This is a genomic window from Longimicrobium sp., from assembly GCF_036388275.1.
Taxonomy (GTDB): domain Bacteria; phylum Gemmatimonadota; class Gemmatimonadetes; order Longimicrobiales; family Longimicrobiaceae; genus Longimicrobium.
This window is the reverse complement of sequence record NZ_DASVSF010000043.1, coordinates 26870-42840: the sequence shown is the minus strand read 5'-3', so window position 1 is coordinate 42840 and position 15971 is coordinate 26870. Positions and strand designations below refer to the sequence as shown.

At 69.8% G+C, this 15971-nt stretch carries 14 protein-coding genes and 1 pseudogene; 9 read left to right on the top strand and 6 right to left on the bottom strand.

Annotated features, from left to right (window positions below):
- Positions 1 to 367: 367 nt before the first annotated feature.
- A complete protein-coding gene (locus VF632_RS09275; RefSeq protein ID WP_331022595.1) occupies positions 368 to 1084 on the bottom strand; it encodes a response regulator transcription factor in 717 nt (238 codons plus the stop codon).
- A gap of 404 nt (positions 1085 to 1488) precedes the next feature.
- Here VF632_RS09275 and VF632_RS09270 point away from each other — a divergent pair, with 404 nt between their 5' ends.
- From VF632_RS09270 to VF632_RS09255, 4 genes and pseudogenes are all read left to right on the top strand, one after another.
- Positions 1489 to 2121 carry a L,D-transpeptidase gene (locus VF632_RS09270; protein ID WP_331022594.1) on the top strand — a complete coding sequence of 211 codons (633 nt, stop codon included), beginning with the start codon at positions 1489 to 1491 and terminating at the stop codon, positions 2119 to 2121.
- A 219-nt stretch (positions 2122 to 2340) separates the two neighbouring features.
- Positions 2341 to 4020, top strand: a complete 1680-nt coding sequence (locus VF632_RS09265; RefSeq protein ID WP_331022593.1) for an acyl-CoA mutase large subunit family protein — start codon at positions 2341 to 2343, stop codon at positions 4018 to 4020.
- Between the two features lie 21 nt (positions 4021 to 4041).
- Complete coding sequence (locus VF632_RS09260; protein ID WP_331022592.1) at positions 4042 to 5142, top strand: AAA family ATPase; 1101 nt, start codon at positions 4042 to 4044, stop codon at positions 5140 to 5142.
- Positions 5142 to 5803 (top strand): annotated as a pseudogene (locus VF632_RS09255) (DUF3226 domain-containing protein). Before VF632_RS09260 ends, VF632_RS09255 begins: the two are co-directional and overlap by 1 nt.
- 102 nt (positions 5804 to 5905) lie before the next feature.
- On the opposite strand, the gene VF632_RS09250 reads toward VF632_RS09255, so the two are convergent.
- The 3 genes from VF632_RS09250 to VF632_RS09240 form a co-directional block, all read right to left on the bottom strand.
- Positions 5906 to 7462: a M56 family metallopeptidase gene (locus VF632_RS09250; protein ID WP_331022590.1), complete on the bottom strand. Its 1557-nt coding sequence runs from the start codon at positions 7460 to 7462 to the stop codon at positions 5906 to 5908.
- Positions 7459 to 7833: a BlaI/MecI/CopY family transcriptional regulator gene (locus tag VF632_RS09245; RefSeq protein ID WP_331022589.1), complete on the bottom strand. Its 375-nt coding sequence runs from the start codon at positions 7831 to 7833 to the stop codon at positions 7459 to 7461. The genes VF632_RS09250 and VF632_RS09245 overlap by 4 nt, the downstream gene beginning before the upstream one ends.
- Before the next feature lie 839 nt (positions 7834 to 8672).
- Positions 8673 to 9974, bottom strand: a complete 1302-nt coding sequence (locus VF632_RS09240) for an RNA polymerase sigma factor (protein ID WP_331022588.1) — start codon at positions 9972 to 9974, stop codon at positions 8673 to 8675.
- A gap of 154 nt (positions 9975 to 10128) precedes the next feature.
- On the opposite strand from VF632_RS09240, the gene VF632_RS09235 reads away from it, so the two are divergent.
- From VF632_RS09235 to rpe, 3 genes are all read left to right on the top strand, one after another.
- Positions 10129 to 10500 carry a phage holin family protein gene (locus VF632_RS09235; protein ID WP_331022587.1) on the top strand — a complete coding sequence of 124 codons (372 nt, stop codon included), beginning with the start codon at positions 10129 to 10131 and terminating at the stop codon, positions 10498 to 10500.
- A gap of 148 nt (positions 10501 to 10648) precedes the next feature.
- Positions 10649 to 11356 carry a ribose-5-phosphate isomerase RpiA gene (rpiA, locus tag VF632_RS09230; protein ID WP_331022586.1) on the top strand — a complete coding sequence of 236 codons (708 nt, stop codon included), beginning with the start codon at positions 10649 to 10651 and terminating at the stop codon, positions 11354 to 11356.
- The gene (gene rpe / locus VF632_RS09225) at positions 11353 to 12024 is read left to right on the top strand and encodes a ribulose-phosphate 3-epimerase (protein ID WP_331022585.1); all 672 of its coding nucleotides are present in this window, start codon (positions 11353 to 11355) and stop codon (positions 12022 to 12024) included. Before rpiA ends, rpe begins: the two co-directional genes overlap by 4 nt.
- A 33-nt stretch (positions 12025 to 12057) precedes the next feature.
- On the opposite strand, the gene VF632_RS09220 is transcribed toward rpe, so the two are convergent.
- Complete coding sequence (locus VF632_RS09220; RefSeq protein ID WP_331022584.1) at positions 12058 to 12579, bottom strand: hypothetical protein; 522 nt, start codon at positions 12577 to 12579, stop codon at positions 12058 to 12060.
- Between the two features lie 93 nt (positions 12580 to 12672).
- On the opposite strand from VF632_RS09220, the gene VF632_RS09215 reads away from it, so the two are divergent.
- Positions 12673 to 14091 (top strand): amidohydrolase family protein, encoded by a 1419-nt coding sequence (locus tag VF632_RS09215; RefSeq protein WP_331022583.1) that lies wholly within the window; start codon positions 12673 to 12675, stop codon positions 14089 to 14091.
- A gap of 36 nt (positions 14092 to 14127) precedes the next feature.
- On the opposite strand, the gene VF632_RS09210 is transcribed toward VF632_RS09215, so the two are convergent.
- Complete coding sequence (locus VF632_RS09210) at positions 14128 to 15021, bottom strand: hypothetical protein (protein ID WP_331022582.1); 894 nt, start codon at positions 15019 to 15021, stop codon at positions 14128 to 14130.
- 247 nt (positions 15022 to 15268) lie between these two features.
- Here VF632_RS09210 and VF632_RS09205 point away from each other — a divergent pair, with 247 nt between their 5' ends.
- On the top strand, positions 15269 to 15895 hold the full coding sequence (locus tag VF632_RS09205; protein ID WP_331022581.1) for a hypothetical protein: 627 nt from the start codon (positions 15269 to 15271) through the stop codon (positions 15893 to 15895).
- The last annotated feature ends 76 nt before the right edge of the window (positions 15896 to 15971 follow it).

Below are 15971 nucleotides of genomic sequence, written 5' to 3'. Positions count from 1 at the left end.
ATGGGGCTTTGGGTCCTCTCCGCGGTCCCCCCGCGGCCCGGATCGCCACGCCCCTTGACCCTGCGTCGTGCCCGGCCACGACGCGCCGGGAATCCAGCGGTTCCGCGCCTGTTCAACCTTCGCGGAGTGGATCGAAGGATTCAGGTCGCGATGAACCTCCCGGATTGCGGCTCCCTGGTCCCTCTCCTTCTCCCCACTCCGATGGGGGATCACGCAGAGGCGCAGAGACGCAGAAGAGCCAGGGGAACGGGCTCTCTCTGCGACCGTGCGCCTCTCCGTGAGGCCTTCCGTTGCTGTTGGATCGAACGAAAAGCCCGCACCGGAGCATCGGTGCGGGCTTGTCGTCTCGAGCAGAAAGAGCGGAGTGCTACACCCCGGCGTGCGTGCCGCGAAGGAGCGCGCCGGCTTCGCCCCGGCTGCGCACCTCCAGCTTTTCCAGGATGCTGTGCACGTGGTTCTTCACGGTGGCCAGCTGCAGCCCCAGCACCCGGGCGATGTGCTTGTTGGAGCAGCCGCGCGCCAGCAGCTCGCCCACCTCGGCCTCGCGCGGCGTGAGCTGGCCGGCGTGGCCCGGGGGAGCCGCCACCCGCCCCTGCCGCGCCAGCAGGGCCAGCCGCGCGGAAAGCAGTGCCGCCGTGCGCGCGGAGCACAGCAGTTCGCCCCGGGCCGCGCGCAGCACCGCCTGCACCACGTCGTCGGCCGATGCGTCGCGCCCCACCCATCCCACCACCCCCGCCTCGGCCCAGGCCAGCAGCTGGTCGTCGTGCGCGTCGTCCACCGCGAACGCCACCACGCGGGTGCCGGGCGCTGCGCGCGCCATCTGCTGCACCAGCCCCAGCGCACCTTCCATGGAAACGTCCAGCAGCAGCAGGCCGGGCTCCAGCCGCGCGATCTCGCGCAGGGTCGCGCACCCGTCCGCGGTCACCGCCACCACCTCCGTGGCCGTCCCCAGCGTGTGGGCAAGGCCGTCGCGGACCAGCCGCACGGACGCGGCCACCATGACCCGCACGGGCGAAGGCGCCTCGGGAGCGGTCTCGGGAGCCGCCCCGTAACCGGAGGGCAGGCCTGCGACGGGGTGGATCATGGAGCGGTTCTGGAATGTGACGGGTGTGGAAGCGCGATCGTGGCGGGCGCCCGAGCCTCAGGAAGGGCGCCCGGCGAGTGATACGCAGGTTGCTGGCTGCCGGCCATGGTGCCTGCCGGCCATGGTTCATGGGTGCACGAAAGGCGCCAAATGGGAGGATTCAGCCACGATCGACGGCAAGTTGAGCAGACGCAATCACTTCTGCCAAACTGCCACACAATGGATGCCGCCCGGCCGTGGGTACAACCGTGCCCCGTGTGGGGCGCGCGCTCCCCAGCGGTGGGTGCGGACGGCGTTCCGGTGTGACGGAACTGGCCGCTCGGTCGTCCATGGCATGATCCTGGCGCGGAGTGCGTACCTGAATGGGTGCTCCTAATCCCTTGCCAGCGAACGGAATCGGGCTGATGAAGAGAAACAGGTGGTTGGTCGTGCTGGCGCTGTTCGCGCCGGCGCTGGCCCCGGAGAGCGGGAGGGCGCAGATGGCCCTTTCGCGCGACAGCGGGCTGATCGTGTCGTCCGTCGAGGCGGCCATCGCGCGGCCGGCGCGCCGCATGGAGAACTTCTCGGTGGTGGTGGACGTGTCCGACCGCGTGCTGTACGTGATGAGCGGCCAGCGCGTCGTCCGCAGCTACCCGGTGTCGGTGGGCGAGGCGGGGTACGACACGCCCACCGGGCAGTTCACCATCCGCCGGATGATCTGGAACCCCGACTGGCGGCCGCCCGCCTCGGCGTGGGCGCGCGACAAGAAGTACGAGGCGCCGGGCTCGCCGGGCAACCCCATGGGGCGCGTGAAGATGTTCTTCCGCGAGCCCGACTTCTACATCCACGGGACGGGGCTGACGAGCTCGCTGGGCAACGCGCGGTCGCACGGCTGCATCCGCATGCGCAACATCGACGCGGTGGAGCTCGCGCGGCTGGTGATGGTCAACGGCGGCGATACCAAGAACGACGCGTGGTACCAGGAAACCGTCGCGAAGGCGGACAACATGCGCCCGGTGACGCTTCCGACGCCGGTGACCTTCCGCGTCCGCGAGTAGTCGCACGGTTCTGGATTCTGAACGAGAGCCGGGGAGTGGCATGGGTGCCGCTCCCCGGATTCTTTTGTGTATCCCACGGTCCATGGCCTCACACGGAGGGCACGGAGGAACCGCGTAGGGCACCCCGTGCGGACCCGCCGTGCCTTGGAACGCGAACGGCATTATGTTGTGCGCCGTCACTCACGCACTCACGAACTGACGCACTCACGCACTGCCGTTATGAGCGATATCCTGGCCTCCTCCAACCTGGGCGAAGACTCCGGCGCCGTCGGCGGCAAGGCGGCGTGGACGGAGCGCGCCGTTACCCCGGCGCTGGGCCGGCACCCGGAGCGGCGCGAGCAGTTCCAGACCACCAGCGGCGTGGAGGTGGACCGCCTCTACACGCGCGACGACGTGGCGGGGCTGGACCACGGCCGCGACCTGGGATACCCGGGCGAATTTCCGTTCACCCGCGGCATTCAGCCGACGATGTACCGGGGCCGCTTCTGGACCATGCGCCAGTACGCGGGCTTCGGCACGGCGGAAGAGACGAACACGCGCTTCAAGCTGCTCCTGGAGGCGGGGCAGACGGGGCTTTCCACCGCGTTCGACCTGCCCACGCAGATGGGGTACGACAGCGACCACGCCATGTCAGCGGGCGAGGTGGGGCGCGTGGGCGTGGCCATCGACACGGTCGACGACATGCGCACCCTGCTGGACGGCATTCCGCTGGACCGCGTGTCGACCTCCATGACCATCAACGCCACCGCGTCCATCCTGCTGGCGTTCTACGTGGCCGTGGCCGACGAGCGCGGCATCGACCGGTCCAAGCTGTCGGGCACCATCCAGAACGACATCCTCAAGGAGTACATCGCCCGGGGAACGTACATCTTTCCCGTGGAGCCCTCGCTGCGGCTGATCACCGACATCTTCGGGTTCTGCAACGCGCAGGTGCCGCGCTGGAACACCATCTCCATCAGCGGCTACCACATCCGCGAGGCGGGCGCCACGGCGGCGCAGGAGGTGGCGTTCACCTTCGCCAACGCCATGGAGTACGTGAAGCGCGCGCTGGCCGCCGGGCTGCCCATCGAACGCTTCGCGCCGCGGCTGTCGTTCTTCTTCGCCTCGCACAACGACCTGTTCGAGGAAGTGGCCAAGTTCCGCGCCGCACGCCGGCTGTACGCCCGGCTGATGCGGGAGCGCTGGGGTGCCAACGACGAGGGCGCCAAGCTGCGATTCCACACGCAGACCGGCGGCGTGACGCTGCAGGCGCAGCAGCCGCTGAACAACGTGGTGCGCGTGACGGTGCAGGCCCTGGCCGCGGCACTGGGCGGCACGCAGTCGCTGCACACCAACGGCTACGACGAGGCGCTGTCGCTTCCCACGGCGCAGGCGGCCACGCTGGCGCTGCGCACGCAGCAGGTGCTGGCGTACGAATCCGGCATCGCCGACACGGTGGATCCGCTGGCCGGCTCGTACTACGTGGAGTCGCTGACGGACGCGCTGGAGGCCAAGGCGCGCGAGTACCTGGACCGCATCGAGGAGATCGGCGGCGCGTCCGAAGCCATCGCGTACATGCAGGAGGAGATTCACCGCGCGGCGTACGAGTTCCAGATCGCGGTGGAGCGCGGCGACAAGACCATCGTGGGGGTCAACAAGTTCAAGGGCCAGGACGAGCCGTTCGACCTGGGCCAGCCCGACTTCTCGGCGCTGGAAAAGGGGCAGCGCGCGCGCCTCGCCGACATCCGCGCCCGCCGCGACGACGCCGAGGTGCGCGCCCGGCTGGAAGCCATCCGCGCGGCGGCGCGCGGCACCGACAACCTGATGCCGCTCATCATCGACGCCGTGAAGACGATGGTGACGCTCGGCGAGATCAGCGACGCCCTGCGCGCCGAGTGGGGCGTCTACCGCCCGGCGTGAGGGCGACTGCCAGGACTCCGTATGAGCGACGAGCTTCCGCTGCAAAGCTTCGAGGTCCACGGCTACCGAGGGATCGGCCATCTGACGCTCCCCAGGCTGGGGAACGTCAACCTTTTCGTGGGCCTGAACAACGCGGGGAAGACGTCGCTTCTGGAGGCGGTCCACCTGTATACCAGCAAGACGCCACGGGTCGTGCTCGCGGGCATCCTGCGGGAGCGGTCGGGATTCCGGCCGCGTTTCTCCAGCGATCTTGAGGTCACGGCCGAACAGGTAACCGCGGCACTGGATTCGGCGCGATCACTGTTCTACGGCAGCTTCGCGGGAAGTGCCGCCGATCCCATCAAGATCGGGCCGGCTGGTGCCGATGGAAACGCGCTGACGATCTGGCTGCCATGGGCGAGGACGAACAGCGCGGGCGAAACGGAGGATGCGCTGGATCTGGAGCTTTTCATCGAGCCCGACTCGCCCTTGATCCAGATGAGCCGCGGTGAGAACACGGCATCGTTTTCGGTGGATTGGTTTCTACGCCGTTTCGGCGTGATGATCACGGGAGTCAAGCAGCGCACCTCGCACATTCCGGCGCATGGGCTCGATGCAGCGCGCCTGAGCGAGATGTGGGACCAGGCTGTAGAGGCCGGCTACGCGCCGGAGGTAGAACAGGCCATCCGATCCGTCGTTCCCGAGCTGGAGCGGATCTATCTGGTCGGTGACGCCGCGGCAGGTGGGCGATCCCTGTACCTGCAACTCCAGGGCACGCCACGCCCGATGCCGCTGACGAGCATGGGCGATGGGACGACGCGCGTCTTTGGCATCGCGCTCTCCTGCGTTCGCGCACGGGGTGGCGCGCTGCTCGTGGACGAGGTGGAGAACGGCCTCCATCACAGCATCCAGCCGGATGTCTGGGAATCCCTAATCGGCATGGCAGAGCGGCTTTCGGTACAGGTGTTCGCGACGACGCACAGCTGGGACGCCGTCGTGGGGTTTCAGCATGCCGCGACGAACAGTCCCTCGAACGGCATGCTGTACCGTTTGGAACGCGAGCAGGACGGCCGGATCTACGCCGAGCAGTATACGGAAAAGGACGTTGCCGTAGCGGCCAGGGCGCAGGTCGAGGTGCGCTGATGGGCGCGCGATCTCGGCTCCCGCGCCGCTCACGCCTGATCTGGGTGGAAGGAAAGGACGACAGCGCCGTAGTCCAGAGTCTTTGCGAGAAGCACCATGTGCCTGAAGTGTTCAAGGTGCAGAGCAAGGACGGTGTCGATGAGCTGCTCGGAATGTTCTACACGGAATTGAGGGCGCCCGGCGCGGACCGGTTTGGAGTCGTCGTCGATGCAAATGGAAACGCGCAGGCACGCTGGGATTCCATCCGGCACACGCTTGAGGCAGAGGGATACGCGGGCGTCCCGCATCGACCAGCGCCGGACGGCATCATCCTGCCCGGGACCGAGCATCGACCTATGTTCGGCGCGTGGATCATGCCCGACAACGGCTCGCCCGGCGCGCTGGAGGATTTCGCGGCTGCGCTCGTTCCCGGAGACGACCCGTTGTGGAGCAGGGCGGGGGAGGCGGTCGATGCCATCCCAGCCGAGCACCGTCCTTTTCGGACGTTCGCCGGTCCAAGGCTCACATCCACACGTGGCTCGCATGGCAGGAATATCCGGGCTCGCCGATGGGCCAGGCGATCGGCAAGGGCGACCTGGATGCGCACGCCGCCCTGGCAGGCCGGTTCATCGCCTGGCTTTGGCGGCTGATGCTGGATAATCCCGCTGCTGAACAGGAGTAGTCTCCGCCTCCAAGACCAGCTCAGCACCCGGTGCGCCCCCGTACGCACACAGCCCCGGCGCGAGACATCGCGCCGGGGCTGTGTCGCAGGTGCGGGCTACTCTTACTGTGTGCTCGCTCCGCGCTTGGTAGTCACGCGGATTACGCCGTGCGCGGCGCGCGGATCGTCGTACTCCCGCGTCGCCGCGTCGGCCTTGAGGACCTCGACGCTGGCGATGTTCTGGTGATCCAGGCTGCGCAGCGCGGACGAAGGCGTCACCACGCCGTCGACGATCAGCAGACCGTTGAAGGTGTCCGCGCGAACGGTTCCCCCGCTGCGGCTTCCGCCGTCGGCCGTCCTGACGGACGTCGCGCCGGTTGAGGGCGAGCCACCCCCGGCGCCCGGCGTCGGGGTGGGGCGCATCTCGTTGACGTGGATGCGATTGGGGCCTCCGGCGGGTTCGGTTCCCGGCTCGCGTACACTCGGTGCCAGGCCGCTTGCCACACCCTCGCGGGTGTAGATGTGAATGGTCTGCGTGCCGTCACTCGGCGCTCTCATGCGATTGACTTCCATGCGCATGATCCGGTCGGCCGACAGCGCGTGGGCTTCCGCGGCCGTAACCTGCTTGCCGTCCACCATGTAGATCGTGTCGTCCGACCCCGGCGCGACGAGCTGGGTGGTGCGCGCCTCGACGCCGGCCACGTCCATCGTTTCCAACTCGGCGCTGCTGGGCAGCGGCGCTTCGCATGCGGTGGCCAGGGCGGCGGTGGCGACCACGCCAAGGGCGCTGGCGCGCAGGCGGGCGTAGCGGGGAAGTCTCATGGTCATGGCGCGTAGTCTCCGTTCCAGGATGGAGGGCGACCCGGCGAGCGCCGGTGCACCCAGGGACAGTCCGGGCCCTCGCCCGGCGATGTCGATCAGCACCGCTCCGTATTCCTGCGGACGAACGCCGTGCCGCAGCACGCGCGCATCGCAGTCCAGCTCCACGGCGGCGCGAAGCCTCCGCAGCATCCACCACGCGGCGGGGTTCCAGGCCATCACCGCGGCCGCCACGCACCCCACCAGCAGCACCAGCGGATCGCGGGCGCGCACGTGCTCGCGCTCGTGGATCACAACCAGCCGCTGCTCCTGGGGCGAGGCCCCCAGCAGCCATGCGGGCACCACCACCTCGGGCCTGCGGATGCCGAGCACCGCCGGTCCCACGCCGGGCGCCACCCTCACCCGCTCGCCCGAAAGCTCCGCGACGGGCCACCGGCGCCGCGCACGCCGCGAGCGGAGCAGCGTGGCCCCGGTGATCGCCAGCACCAGCGACGACAGGGTGATCCACCCGAGTGCCAGGCCGGTGCCCGCCCGCCCCCCGAGCGCCGCCGCCGCATCCAGCCCGCGGTTCAACTCCATTCGCACCGCTCGCAGCGATGCGGCCGCCCGCTCCGTCAGCCCCTCGGCGGCGGGACGTTCCCGTGGGATCGCCTCGTCGGACGACTGCGTGGCCTGCAGCACCACGGGAGGGCGGCTGCGCAGCGGAGCGGCGGCCGTGATCGCCACGGTGCCCAGCAGGGCGCCCAGCCACACGAAACGCACGGCCAGTCCGCGCAGGCGGAACACCTCTTCCAGCGTCCAGGCGGCGGCCGCGAGCAGAAGGCTCACCAGGAGCGCGTACAGCATCCACGAGGCGATCATGATTCGTCCTCCAGCCGCTCGGCGAGCAGGCGGCGCATGCGTTCCAGCTCATCGCGATTGAGCTTCCGGTCGGACACGAACTGGGCGAACATCAGCTCCGCCGATCCCTGGAACACGGCTTCGCGGATGCGCGCCATCGCGCTGCGGCCGGCCGTCTCGGGCTCGACGGTGGGGAAGTAGCGGTAGGCGCGTCCCTCGGCCTCGTGGCGCACGAACTTCTTCTCCTCCAGCGTTTGCAGCGCCGAAAGCACCGACGTGTAGGCCAGGTCTTCGCCCAGCCCTTCGCGCACCTCGCTCACCGTTCCCGAGCCGCTGCGCCAGAGGATGCTCATCACGTCCAGCTCGCGCGGGGTAAAGCTGATTTCGTCCATGGTCGTCCGTTGTTACGGGTTCTTCCGTAGGTTAATCGTGGCGCTCGCGTTTGTCAACTGCTTTTCCCGTAGATGGCAACGGTGCTCTGCGGAGGGCGGGCGGGGGAGCGGGTAAACCTGCCGCTGGGACAGCGGAAAGCCCGACTCGGGCCGCTGTCGCGTCCCGCTCGGGGCTTCACCTGCACCGTCGCCGCACCTGCCGAAGCGCATCTGTCATCCCGAAGGAGCGGCCCCGGCCGAACTTGCCCGAACACCACAGATCGCAGCGACTGAGGGATCCGCCACACAGCGTGCCGCCCTCTCTTCAGCGTCGGAGGCGCCGAGACGGTTCCTCCGTTCGGCTCTGCGCATAGCAACGCACGACGGAGCGTCGACCCAGGCCAGCAGTGCGCAGACTACATGGATTTGGCGTGAAGCGAGGAGTGGTGCGTCGCGCGGAGTGTGTGGCGGATCCCTCAGTCGCTGCGGACTACCGTTCAGGGGCAGGCGCGTTGTGGGCGCTCCATCGGGATGACATTTAGGTGGGCCGCGGCTCTTGTGCGGGCGGATGGGGCGGAGAGGGATTCCGCGCGACTGCTGCCGAAGCCCAATCGAATTCTCCCCCTCCCCTGCGAAGCGGGGGACGGGGGCCGGGAGGAGGGGGCTCCCGCGGCATGCGAGGCAGTCAGTCGAACCCCGATCGACGTTCTCCCCTCTCCCGGCGCAGTTTGCCGGGGGAGGGGCAGGGGAGGGGCCTCCCGCAGCATGCGATGCAGCCAATCGACCCCCGAACCGAAGTTCCCCCCTCTCCGCACGCAGTTTGTGCGGGGAGGGGCCGGGGGAGGGGCACCCCGGGGATCTCAGCCCGGCGCGGCCGTCTCAGCCGACATTGCTGTCGCCGCCGCGGCGGACTCGCGGGCGCGGTCCAGCAGCAGCCGCTGCTCGCGGGCATTCTGCGTGAGCGACGCCGCGCGCTCGAACTCCGCCCGCGCCTCGTCGTGGCGCCCCAGCTTGGCCAGGAGGTCGCCGCGCACGCTGGGCAGCAGGTGGTAGGCCTTGAGCGAAGGCTCGGCGACGAGCTGGTCGGCGATCTGCAGCCCCGCCGTCGGGCCGAACGCCATCCCCACCGCCACGGCGCGGTTCAACTCCACCACGGGCGAGGGCTGCTGCTGGGCGAGCGCGGCATAGAGCGCGGCGATCCGGGGCCAGTTCGTTTCGTCGGCGGTGCGGGCGCGTGCGTGGCAGGCGGCGATGGCGGCCTGCAGCGCGTACGGCCCCAGCGCGCCGCCCAGCTCCTCGGCGCGGCGCAGCGCCTGGAGCCCGCGGCCGATCAGCAGGCGGTCCCACCGCGCGCGGTCCTGGTCCATCAGCAGCACCGGCTCGCCGGTGGGGCCGGTGCGCGCCCGCAGCCGCGAGGCCTGGATCTCCATCAGCGCCACGAGCCCGTGCACCTCCGGCTCGTTCGGGACGAGACCGGCCAGGATGCGCCCCAGGCGCAGGGCGTCTTCGCATAGGGCCGGACGCATCCAATCGTCGCCGGCGGTGGCGGAGTATCCCTCGTTGAAGATCAGGTACACCACCCCCAGCACCGACGAAAGGCGCCCGGCGAGCTCGTCTCCGCGGGGCACCTCGAAGGGCACGCGCGCCTCCGCCAGGGTGCGCTTGGCGCGGACGATCCGCTGCGCCACGGTGGCAACGGGCACCAGGAAGGCGCGCGCGATCTCCTCGGTGCTCAGCCCGCCCAGCATGCGCAGGGTGAGCGCGACGCGCGCCTCCGTGGCGAGGACGGGATGGCAGCAGGTGAAGATCAGGCGAAGCAGGTCGTCGCCGACGGGGTCGTCGAGGGCGGCGTCCAGGCTGGCCACCACGTCGTCCGCCCGCGAATCGTGCTCGTAGCCCAGCTCCTGGTGCTTGCGCTCCAGGAGCTTGTCGCGGCGAAAGTGGTCGATGGCGCGGCGCTTGGCGGCGGCCATCAGCCAGGCGCCGGGCTTGTCGGGCACGCCGGTCTCCGGCCACTTCTCCAGCGCGGCGACGAGCGCGTCCTGCGCCAGGTCTTCGGCCAGGCCCACGTCGCGCACCATCCGCGCGAGGCCCGCGATCAGCTTGGCCGACTCGATTCTCCAGACCGCCTCTACCGCGCGGTGTGCGTTGGATGCCGTCATGGCTCCGATAAGACCGGATCGGCGATGTGCGCGCAAGCCCGGAACGGCGCGGACCTTTCCCTTGGGCCGGGGCCGCTGACACATTATCCATCCGCGGCGCGTAGTCCGCCCAGCGCCCACGTACTCACATCTCTCCCGCACCTCACGGACACGCATGAAGCTCATCCTGCGCTGGCTCGCGTCGGCCGCCGCCGTCGGCCTGGCGGTCTACCTGCTTCCCGGCCTGGACTACGACGGCCGCATCGAAACACTGTTCGTCGTCGCCTTGGTGCTGGGGCTGGTGAACGCCATCGTGCGCCCGATGGTCAAGATGATGGCGTGCGGCATCATCGTGCTCACGCTGGGGCTGGCGCTGCTGGTGATCAACGCGGTAATGCTGTACCTCACCACCTTCATCGCGGGGCACCTGGGATACGGCTTCCACATCGACAGCTTCGTGGACGCCATCATCGGCTCGGTGGTCATCAGCTTGGCGACGTGGCTGCTGTCGATGTTCATCAACGACGACGACAAGCGCCGCCGCTGACGGATCTGGCCCGGCGCGCGATCGACGAGGCCGCGCCGGGCGGAGGACGCGAATCCCCGCTCACTTCCCTTTCGCACTTTCGCACTCTCGCACTACCTTCCCGCCCCTCGACCAGCCAGAGCACGACCCACCCAGACCAGGCACACCGGTGCACACCAGCGACACCGAGGCGTTGAAGCGGGCCGCGGCCGAACGGGCCGCGGAGTGGATCCAGGACGGGATGACCGTGGGGCTGGGCACCGGCTCCACCGTGCGCCACCTGCTGGACGTAATCGCCGAGCGCCGCGCGGCCGGCGAGTGGCGCTCCATCGTCGGCGTGCCCACGTCGGACGATACCGAGCAGCGCGCGCGGCGCCTGGACATTCCCCTCGCCACTCTCGCCGAGCGCCCGCGGATGGACGTGACCATCGACGGCGCTGACGAGGTAGATCCGCAGCTGCGGCTGATCAAGGGGCTGGGCGCGGCGCTGCTGCGGGAGAAAATCGTCGCGGCGGCATCGGCCCAGCTGGTGATCGTGGCCGATGAAACGAAGGTCGTTCAGCGGCTGGGGACCAGGGCGCCGCTGCCGGTGGAGGTCGATCCGTTCTCCGAGCCCATCCAGCTCGGTTTCCTGCGCTCCCTGGGCGCCGAGCCCACGCTGCGCGTCAAGGACGGACGGACGGTGGTAACGGACGGCGGCAACCACATCCTGGACTGCCGCTTTCCCGACGGCATCGCCGACCCGGAAGACATCGAGCGGCGGCTGCTGCTGCGCCCCGGCATCCTGGAATGCGGGCTGTTCCTGGGGATGGCGACGGCCGTGGTGATCGCGGGGAGCGGCGGGATCGAAGTCCGCACGCGGGAGGATGCGCGATGAGCCGCATCAAGATCGCACCCTCCATCCTCTCCGCCGACTTCACGCGGCTGGGCGAGCACATCCGCGAGGCGGAGCAGGGCGGGGCAGACTGGATTCACGTGGACGTGATGGACGGGCACTTCGTCCCCAACATCACCATCGGCCCGCTGATCGCGGCGGCGGCCAAGCGTTCGACGGGGCTGCCGATCGACGTGCACCTGATGATCGAGAAACCCGAGCGCTACCTGGCGGACTTTGCCAAGGCTGGGGCCGACTACCTGACGGTGCACGTGGAAACCAGCCCGCACCTTCACCGCACCATCCAGCAGATCCGCGAGTTGGGCGTAAAGCCGGGCGTGACGCTGAATCCGGCGACACCTGTGGATGCCATCGCCGACATTCTGCCGTACGTGGACCTGGTGCTGGTGATGTCGGTGAACCCGGGCTTCGGCGGGCAGTCGTACATCCCCACCAGCACGGCCAAGATCGCGCGCATCCGGCGGATGCTGGACGAGCGCCGGCTTCACCACGTGGAGCTGCAGGTGGACGGCGGCGTGGCGCCGGACACCATCGCCGACGTCGTGCGCGCCGGCGCGAGCTGCGTGGTCGCGGGTTCCGCCGTCTACAACGCAAAGGCGCCCGTGGCCGAGAACATCCGCCTGCTGCGCGAGGCCGCTGGCCAGACGTAGAATCGCGGGTTCACGAGGATGCGCCGTGCCCGGTCATCGCTCGGCGCCTTCTCGCCGTGGATCTGCTTCGGCGCGCTCCCACCGCTCGTCGGTGAGTCGTTGCGGATCGTCGTCGGAGCCGCCGGGTTCGGACGGGTCCCAGCGCAGCCGGAACGTTCCAGGCTCGAAGCGCGGCCCCTGGATCTGGAACGTGCTCGGCCCCCGCCGCAGCTCGCTATCCAGCACCATGCCAAAGTCCAGGTGCATCGCCTGCCCGCGCCGGTACAGCGTCACCCGGCCCAGCCGCAGTCTGCATCCCGAGATGGACCACTGCAGCAGGTTGGCCGTGTCGCGGCGGGCTCCGGCCACCTGGTAGGGGGCGCGCACACGCTCTGCGTCCGTCAGGTGCCCTGGCGTGCGCTCGGTAACCACGCTGTCCATGAAGGCCGGGTCCACGCGGCGCCCGCCCGCGTCACGCACCTCCAGCAGCACCGCCACAGGCCAGCAGCTCTGCGCGGCCGCGGTACTCGTCGCCATCAGGGTCATCAGCAATCCGGCCATCCACGCAAGGCGCACGATCCCTCCTCCAGGTTCAGGTTCGCAGTCGAATGCTGGCGCGATTATCTTAGCGGCACCTCCTCCGCCGCACGATACACCCCCGAGCAGCCCATGAGACCCATCCGCTCGATCCTCCGCCTCGTTTCCGCGCTGCTGATCGCCGCGCCCCTGTCCGCGCAGCAGCGCCCGGCACTCGCCCCCGCGGCCCGCGCCTTCGTGTCCGTCGATGCGCCCGTGGTGGCGCTCACGCACGTCCGCCTGGTGGACGGCACCGGGGCGCCGGCGCGCCAGGACCAGACGGTGGTCGTGCGCGGCACCCGCATCGAGTCCGTGGGGCCCACCGCCACCACGGCGATCCCGGCGGGCGCGCGGGTGATGGACCTGTCCGGCCACACGGTCATCCCCGGCCTGGTGTCGCTGCACGAGCACACGTACCTCGGCGGGCTGAGCCGCAGCGTGCCGATGAACGCCAGCGCGTACCTGTACCTGGCGTTCGGCGTCACGACCGCGATGACGGCCGGCAGCCAGCTCCCGGACGAGGAAGTGGAGCTGAAGCGCGCCATCGACGCGGGCCGGATGCCCGGCCCGCGCCTGCACATCGCAGGGCCGTACATCACCGCGGGCACGCGGCGGACGGGCGCGTTCCGCGGCGTGGACTCGCCCGAGGAGGCGCGCCGCTTCGTCGACGAGTGGGCGGGGAAGGGCGCCACCTGGTTCAAGGTGATGAGTGGCCCGCGCGAGGTGCTGGCGTGGGTGATCGAGGCCGCGCACGCGCGGCGGCTCCGCGTGACCGGCCACCTGTGCGCGGTGACGTTCGGCGAGGCCGCGGAGCTGGGCATCGACGCGCTTCAGCACGGGTTCATCACCGCCAGCGAGTACGTACCCGGAAAGCGGCCGGACGTGTGCCCGCCGGGCAACCAGCGCGCGCAGGCCGACGTGGACGTGGCCAGCCCGGCGGTGCAGGAAAGCATCCGCCGCATCGCCGCGACGGGCACGCCGGTGGTGAGCACGCTGGGCGTGTACGAGAGCTTCATCCCCGGACGGGCGCGGCTGGACTCCGCCGCGATGGCCATGCTGGCGCCGGCCACGCGCCGCCAGGTGGAGGCGAACCACGCGGGGCTGGGTCAGTCCGGGTTCACCGTCCCGGAGCGGCTGCTGGAGAAGATGATGCGGTGGGAGCGGGATTTCGTGGCGGCGGGCGGGCTGCTGGGGGCGGGCTCGGACCCGTGGGGCACGGGCTTCCTTCCGGGCTTCGGCAACCTGCGCAACTACGAGCTGCTGGTGGAGGCTGGCTTCACCGCCGAACAGGCGATCCAGATCATGACCCTGAACGGCGCGCGCATCCTGGGCGAGGAAGCGCGCATCGGCTCAGTGGAGCCGGGGAAGGCCGCGGACCTGGTCGTCATCCGCGGCGACCCGCTCGGCACCCCGTCAGCGATCTACGAGGTGACGACGGTCTTCCGCGACGGCCGCGGCTACGACTCCACGGGGCTGCGGGAGTTCGCGAAGGGCAAGGTGGGCATCTACTGACGCGTACCGCGGCGCCGTCCTCTGAAGGGGTGAGGTTCAGGCGGGTGGAAGGCTGGCGTTGGCGGTGCCGGCCTCGACCGGCCCCGCCGCGAACGATTGCGTGTGGATGCGCGCGGCGACGGCGCCGAGCAGCTTCTGGAGACCGTCGGCATCCTTGCGGACGGTGTGCCGCACGCCGGCCCGAAATCCCCGCGTGCCTGCCCCGGCACCAGCCAGCGCGCCCAGCGCCGTCAGCGGCACCAGGGCCCAGCCCCCCAAGCCGAGGGCCAGCGCGCCCGTAAGCCAGCCTGCAACCGCGCCCATCCCGCCGGCCCCCGCTCCCGTCATACGGGAGTACAGCTTCAGCGAGGTTCGCGCCGGAACCGCCCTGGCGGTAAGCATCGACGATCGCGCGCCGGCTGGTTCGATGTCCAGCTCGATGCGCTCGAAGTTCAGTCCCGCCATCACCATTCCGTTCACGAACGGCGTCAGCCCGCCACCCTCCGTCACCAGGTGCTGCGACGGGTCTAGCGCGATGCGCAGTCCTCCGTCGGGCGTCCGGACGACGTCGATCAGCTGCAGGCGCCAGGGATTTGCTTCGGCGGTTTCCCTGGCGGCGGTGAACGTATCGGATACGCTGGCCTCCACCACGCGCGTCGCCCCGAGCACCAGATCGGCGTCGGCGGACGGACTTGCGGGATGGGACGGGTGGAGGCCTTCACGGATCGCCTGCTCGACGAACTCCTGAGCGATTCCCGCCTCACGCGCCATCGCAACGACTTCGGCCGCCGTCCACCCGTCGCTCGGGGCCGCCGGCCTGCCCTCCTCCCCGTGCGCCAGGCTGGTCGTTTGCTCGGCGGCGGTCTGCAGCTCCGCCGCGCGGCGGAAGACGTGCTCGATTTCGTGGTGGGGAACCAGCGGCGCCCCGTTCGGCACGGGAGAGGTGCTCATGGCGTTGGCAGTGGGGAGGCATCGAAGGAGCGCCAAGCTAACCCCGCCGCGCCGTTTTCGGCACCCCGCGGGGTGCCGGGACGCGTCGGGACGGTCGCGACGACGGACGGGTTAAGCTACCCATGCCCGCCGTTCCGCGTTGCAACAGATTCTTCTCCGCGGGGTGGACGGAGCTCGTCGCGAGCCTCGTTCATCCCGGCCGCGGCTTCGCGGCAGGGTGTGACTTTCAACTCCCGGAGAACGAACGATGAAGACTCTCCTGGCGGCCACCATTCTCGCCATTTCGCTCGCCGCGCCGGCATCCGCCGCGGCCCAGCTTTCCCGCGGCATGGCCGCCGACCCCGACATGACGGTGGTTCGCACGGCCACCGAAAAGTATCGCGACGTGAACGTGGCGCTCGCGGAAGGCTACGTCCGCGACCCCATGAACCTGTGCGACACGGCGGAGATGATGGGCCGGCCCGCCGAGTACGGCGTAATGGGCATCCACTACTTTCGCCCGGACCTGCTGGGCATCACCGGTCCGCCCAATCCGCGGGTGAGCGGCACCGGAACGCACACGGACTTCTCGCAGCCGTCCATCCTGATCTACGAGCCCCAGGCGGACGGCTCGCTGGATCTGGTTGCGGTCGAGAACCTGGTGTTCATCAAGGCGTGGGAGGCGGCGGGCAACACGGCGCCGCCCACGTTCGCGGGCCGCTCCTTCGATCGTATGCAGGACGACCCGGCGACCGCGCTCGACGAGGCGCACATGTTCGAGCCGCACTACGACCTACACGTATGGCTGTACCGCGAGAACCCCCGGGGCGTGTTCGCGCAGTTCAACCCGAACGCCACCTGCCAGCACCACCAGGGCGGCTCGCACGCGCACTGAGCCCGACCAAACTACAAAGCCGGAGCCGGAGAAATCCGGCGCCGGCAAGCGTCCGTCGATTGGATTATCCTCTTGA

Excerpts from the sequence above, each read along its gene's own strand:
- VF632_RS09245 (WP_331022589.1), bottom strand. The coding sequence starts at position 7,833 with ATGGACGAAATCAGCTTTACCCCGCGCGAGCTGGACGTGATGAGCATC.
- VF632_RS09235 (WP_331022587.1), top strand. The coding sequence starts at position 10,129 with ATGAAGCTCATCCTGCGCTGGCTCGCGTCGGCCGCCGCCGTCGGCCTG.
- VF632_RS09215 (WP_331022583.1), top strand. The coding sequence starts at position 12,673 with ATGAGACCCATCCGCTCGATCCTCCGCCTCGTTTCCGCGCTGCTGATC.
- VF632_RS09205 (WP_331022581.1), top strand. The coding sequence starts at position 15,269 with ATGAAGACTCTCCTGGCGGCCACCATTCTCGCCATTTCGCTCGCCGCG.
- VF632_RS09265 (WP_331022593.1), top strand. The coding sequence starts at position 2,341 with ATGAGCGATATCCTGGCCTCCTCCAACCTGGGCGAAGACTCCGGCGCC.
- VF632_RS09250 (WP_331022590.1), bottom strand. The coding sequence starts at position 7,462 with ATGATCGCCTCGTGGATGCTGTACGCGCTCCTGGTGAGCCTTCTGCTC.
- VF632_RS09210 (WP_331022582.1), bottom strand. The coding sequence starts at position 15,021 with ATGAGCACCTCTCCCGTGCCGAACGGGGCGCCGCTGGTTCCCCACCAC.
- VF632_RS09270 (WP_331022594.1), top strand. The coding sequence starts at position 1,489 with ATGAAGAGAAACAGGTGGTTGGTCGTGCTGGCGCTGTTCGCGCCGGCG.
- VF632_RS09240 (WP_331022588.1), bottom strand. The coding sequence starts at position 9,974 with ATGACGGCATCCAACGCACACCGCGCGGTAGAGGCGGTCTGGAGAATC.
- rpe (WP_331022585.1), top strand. The coding sequence starts at position 11,353 with ATGAGCCGCATCAAGATCGCACCCTCCATCCTCTCCGCCGACTTCACG.
- VF632_RS09260 (WP_331022592.1), top strand. The coding sequence starts at position 4,042 with ATGAGCGACGAGCTTCCGCTGCAAAGCTTCGAGGTCCACGGCTACCGA.
- VF632_RS09275 (WP_331022595.1), bottom strand. The coding sequence starts at position 1,084 with ATGATCCACCCCGTCGCAGGCCTGCCCTCCGGTTACGGGGCGGCTCCC.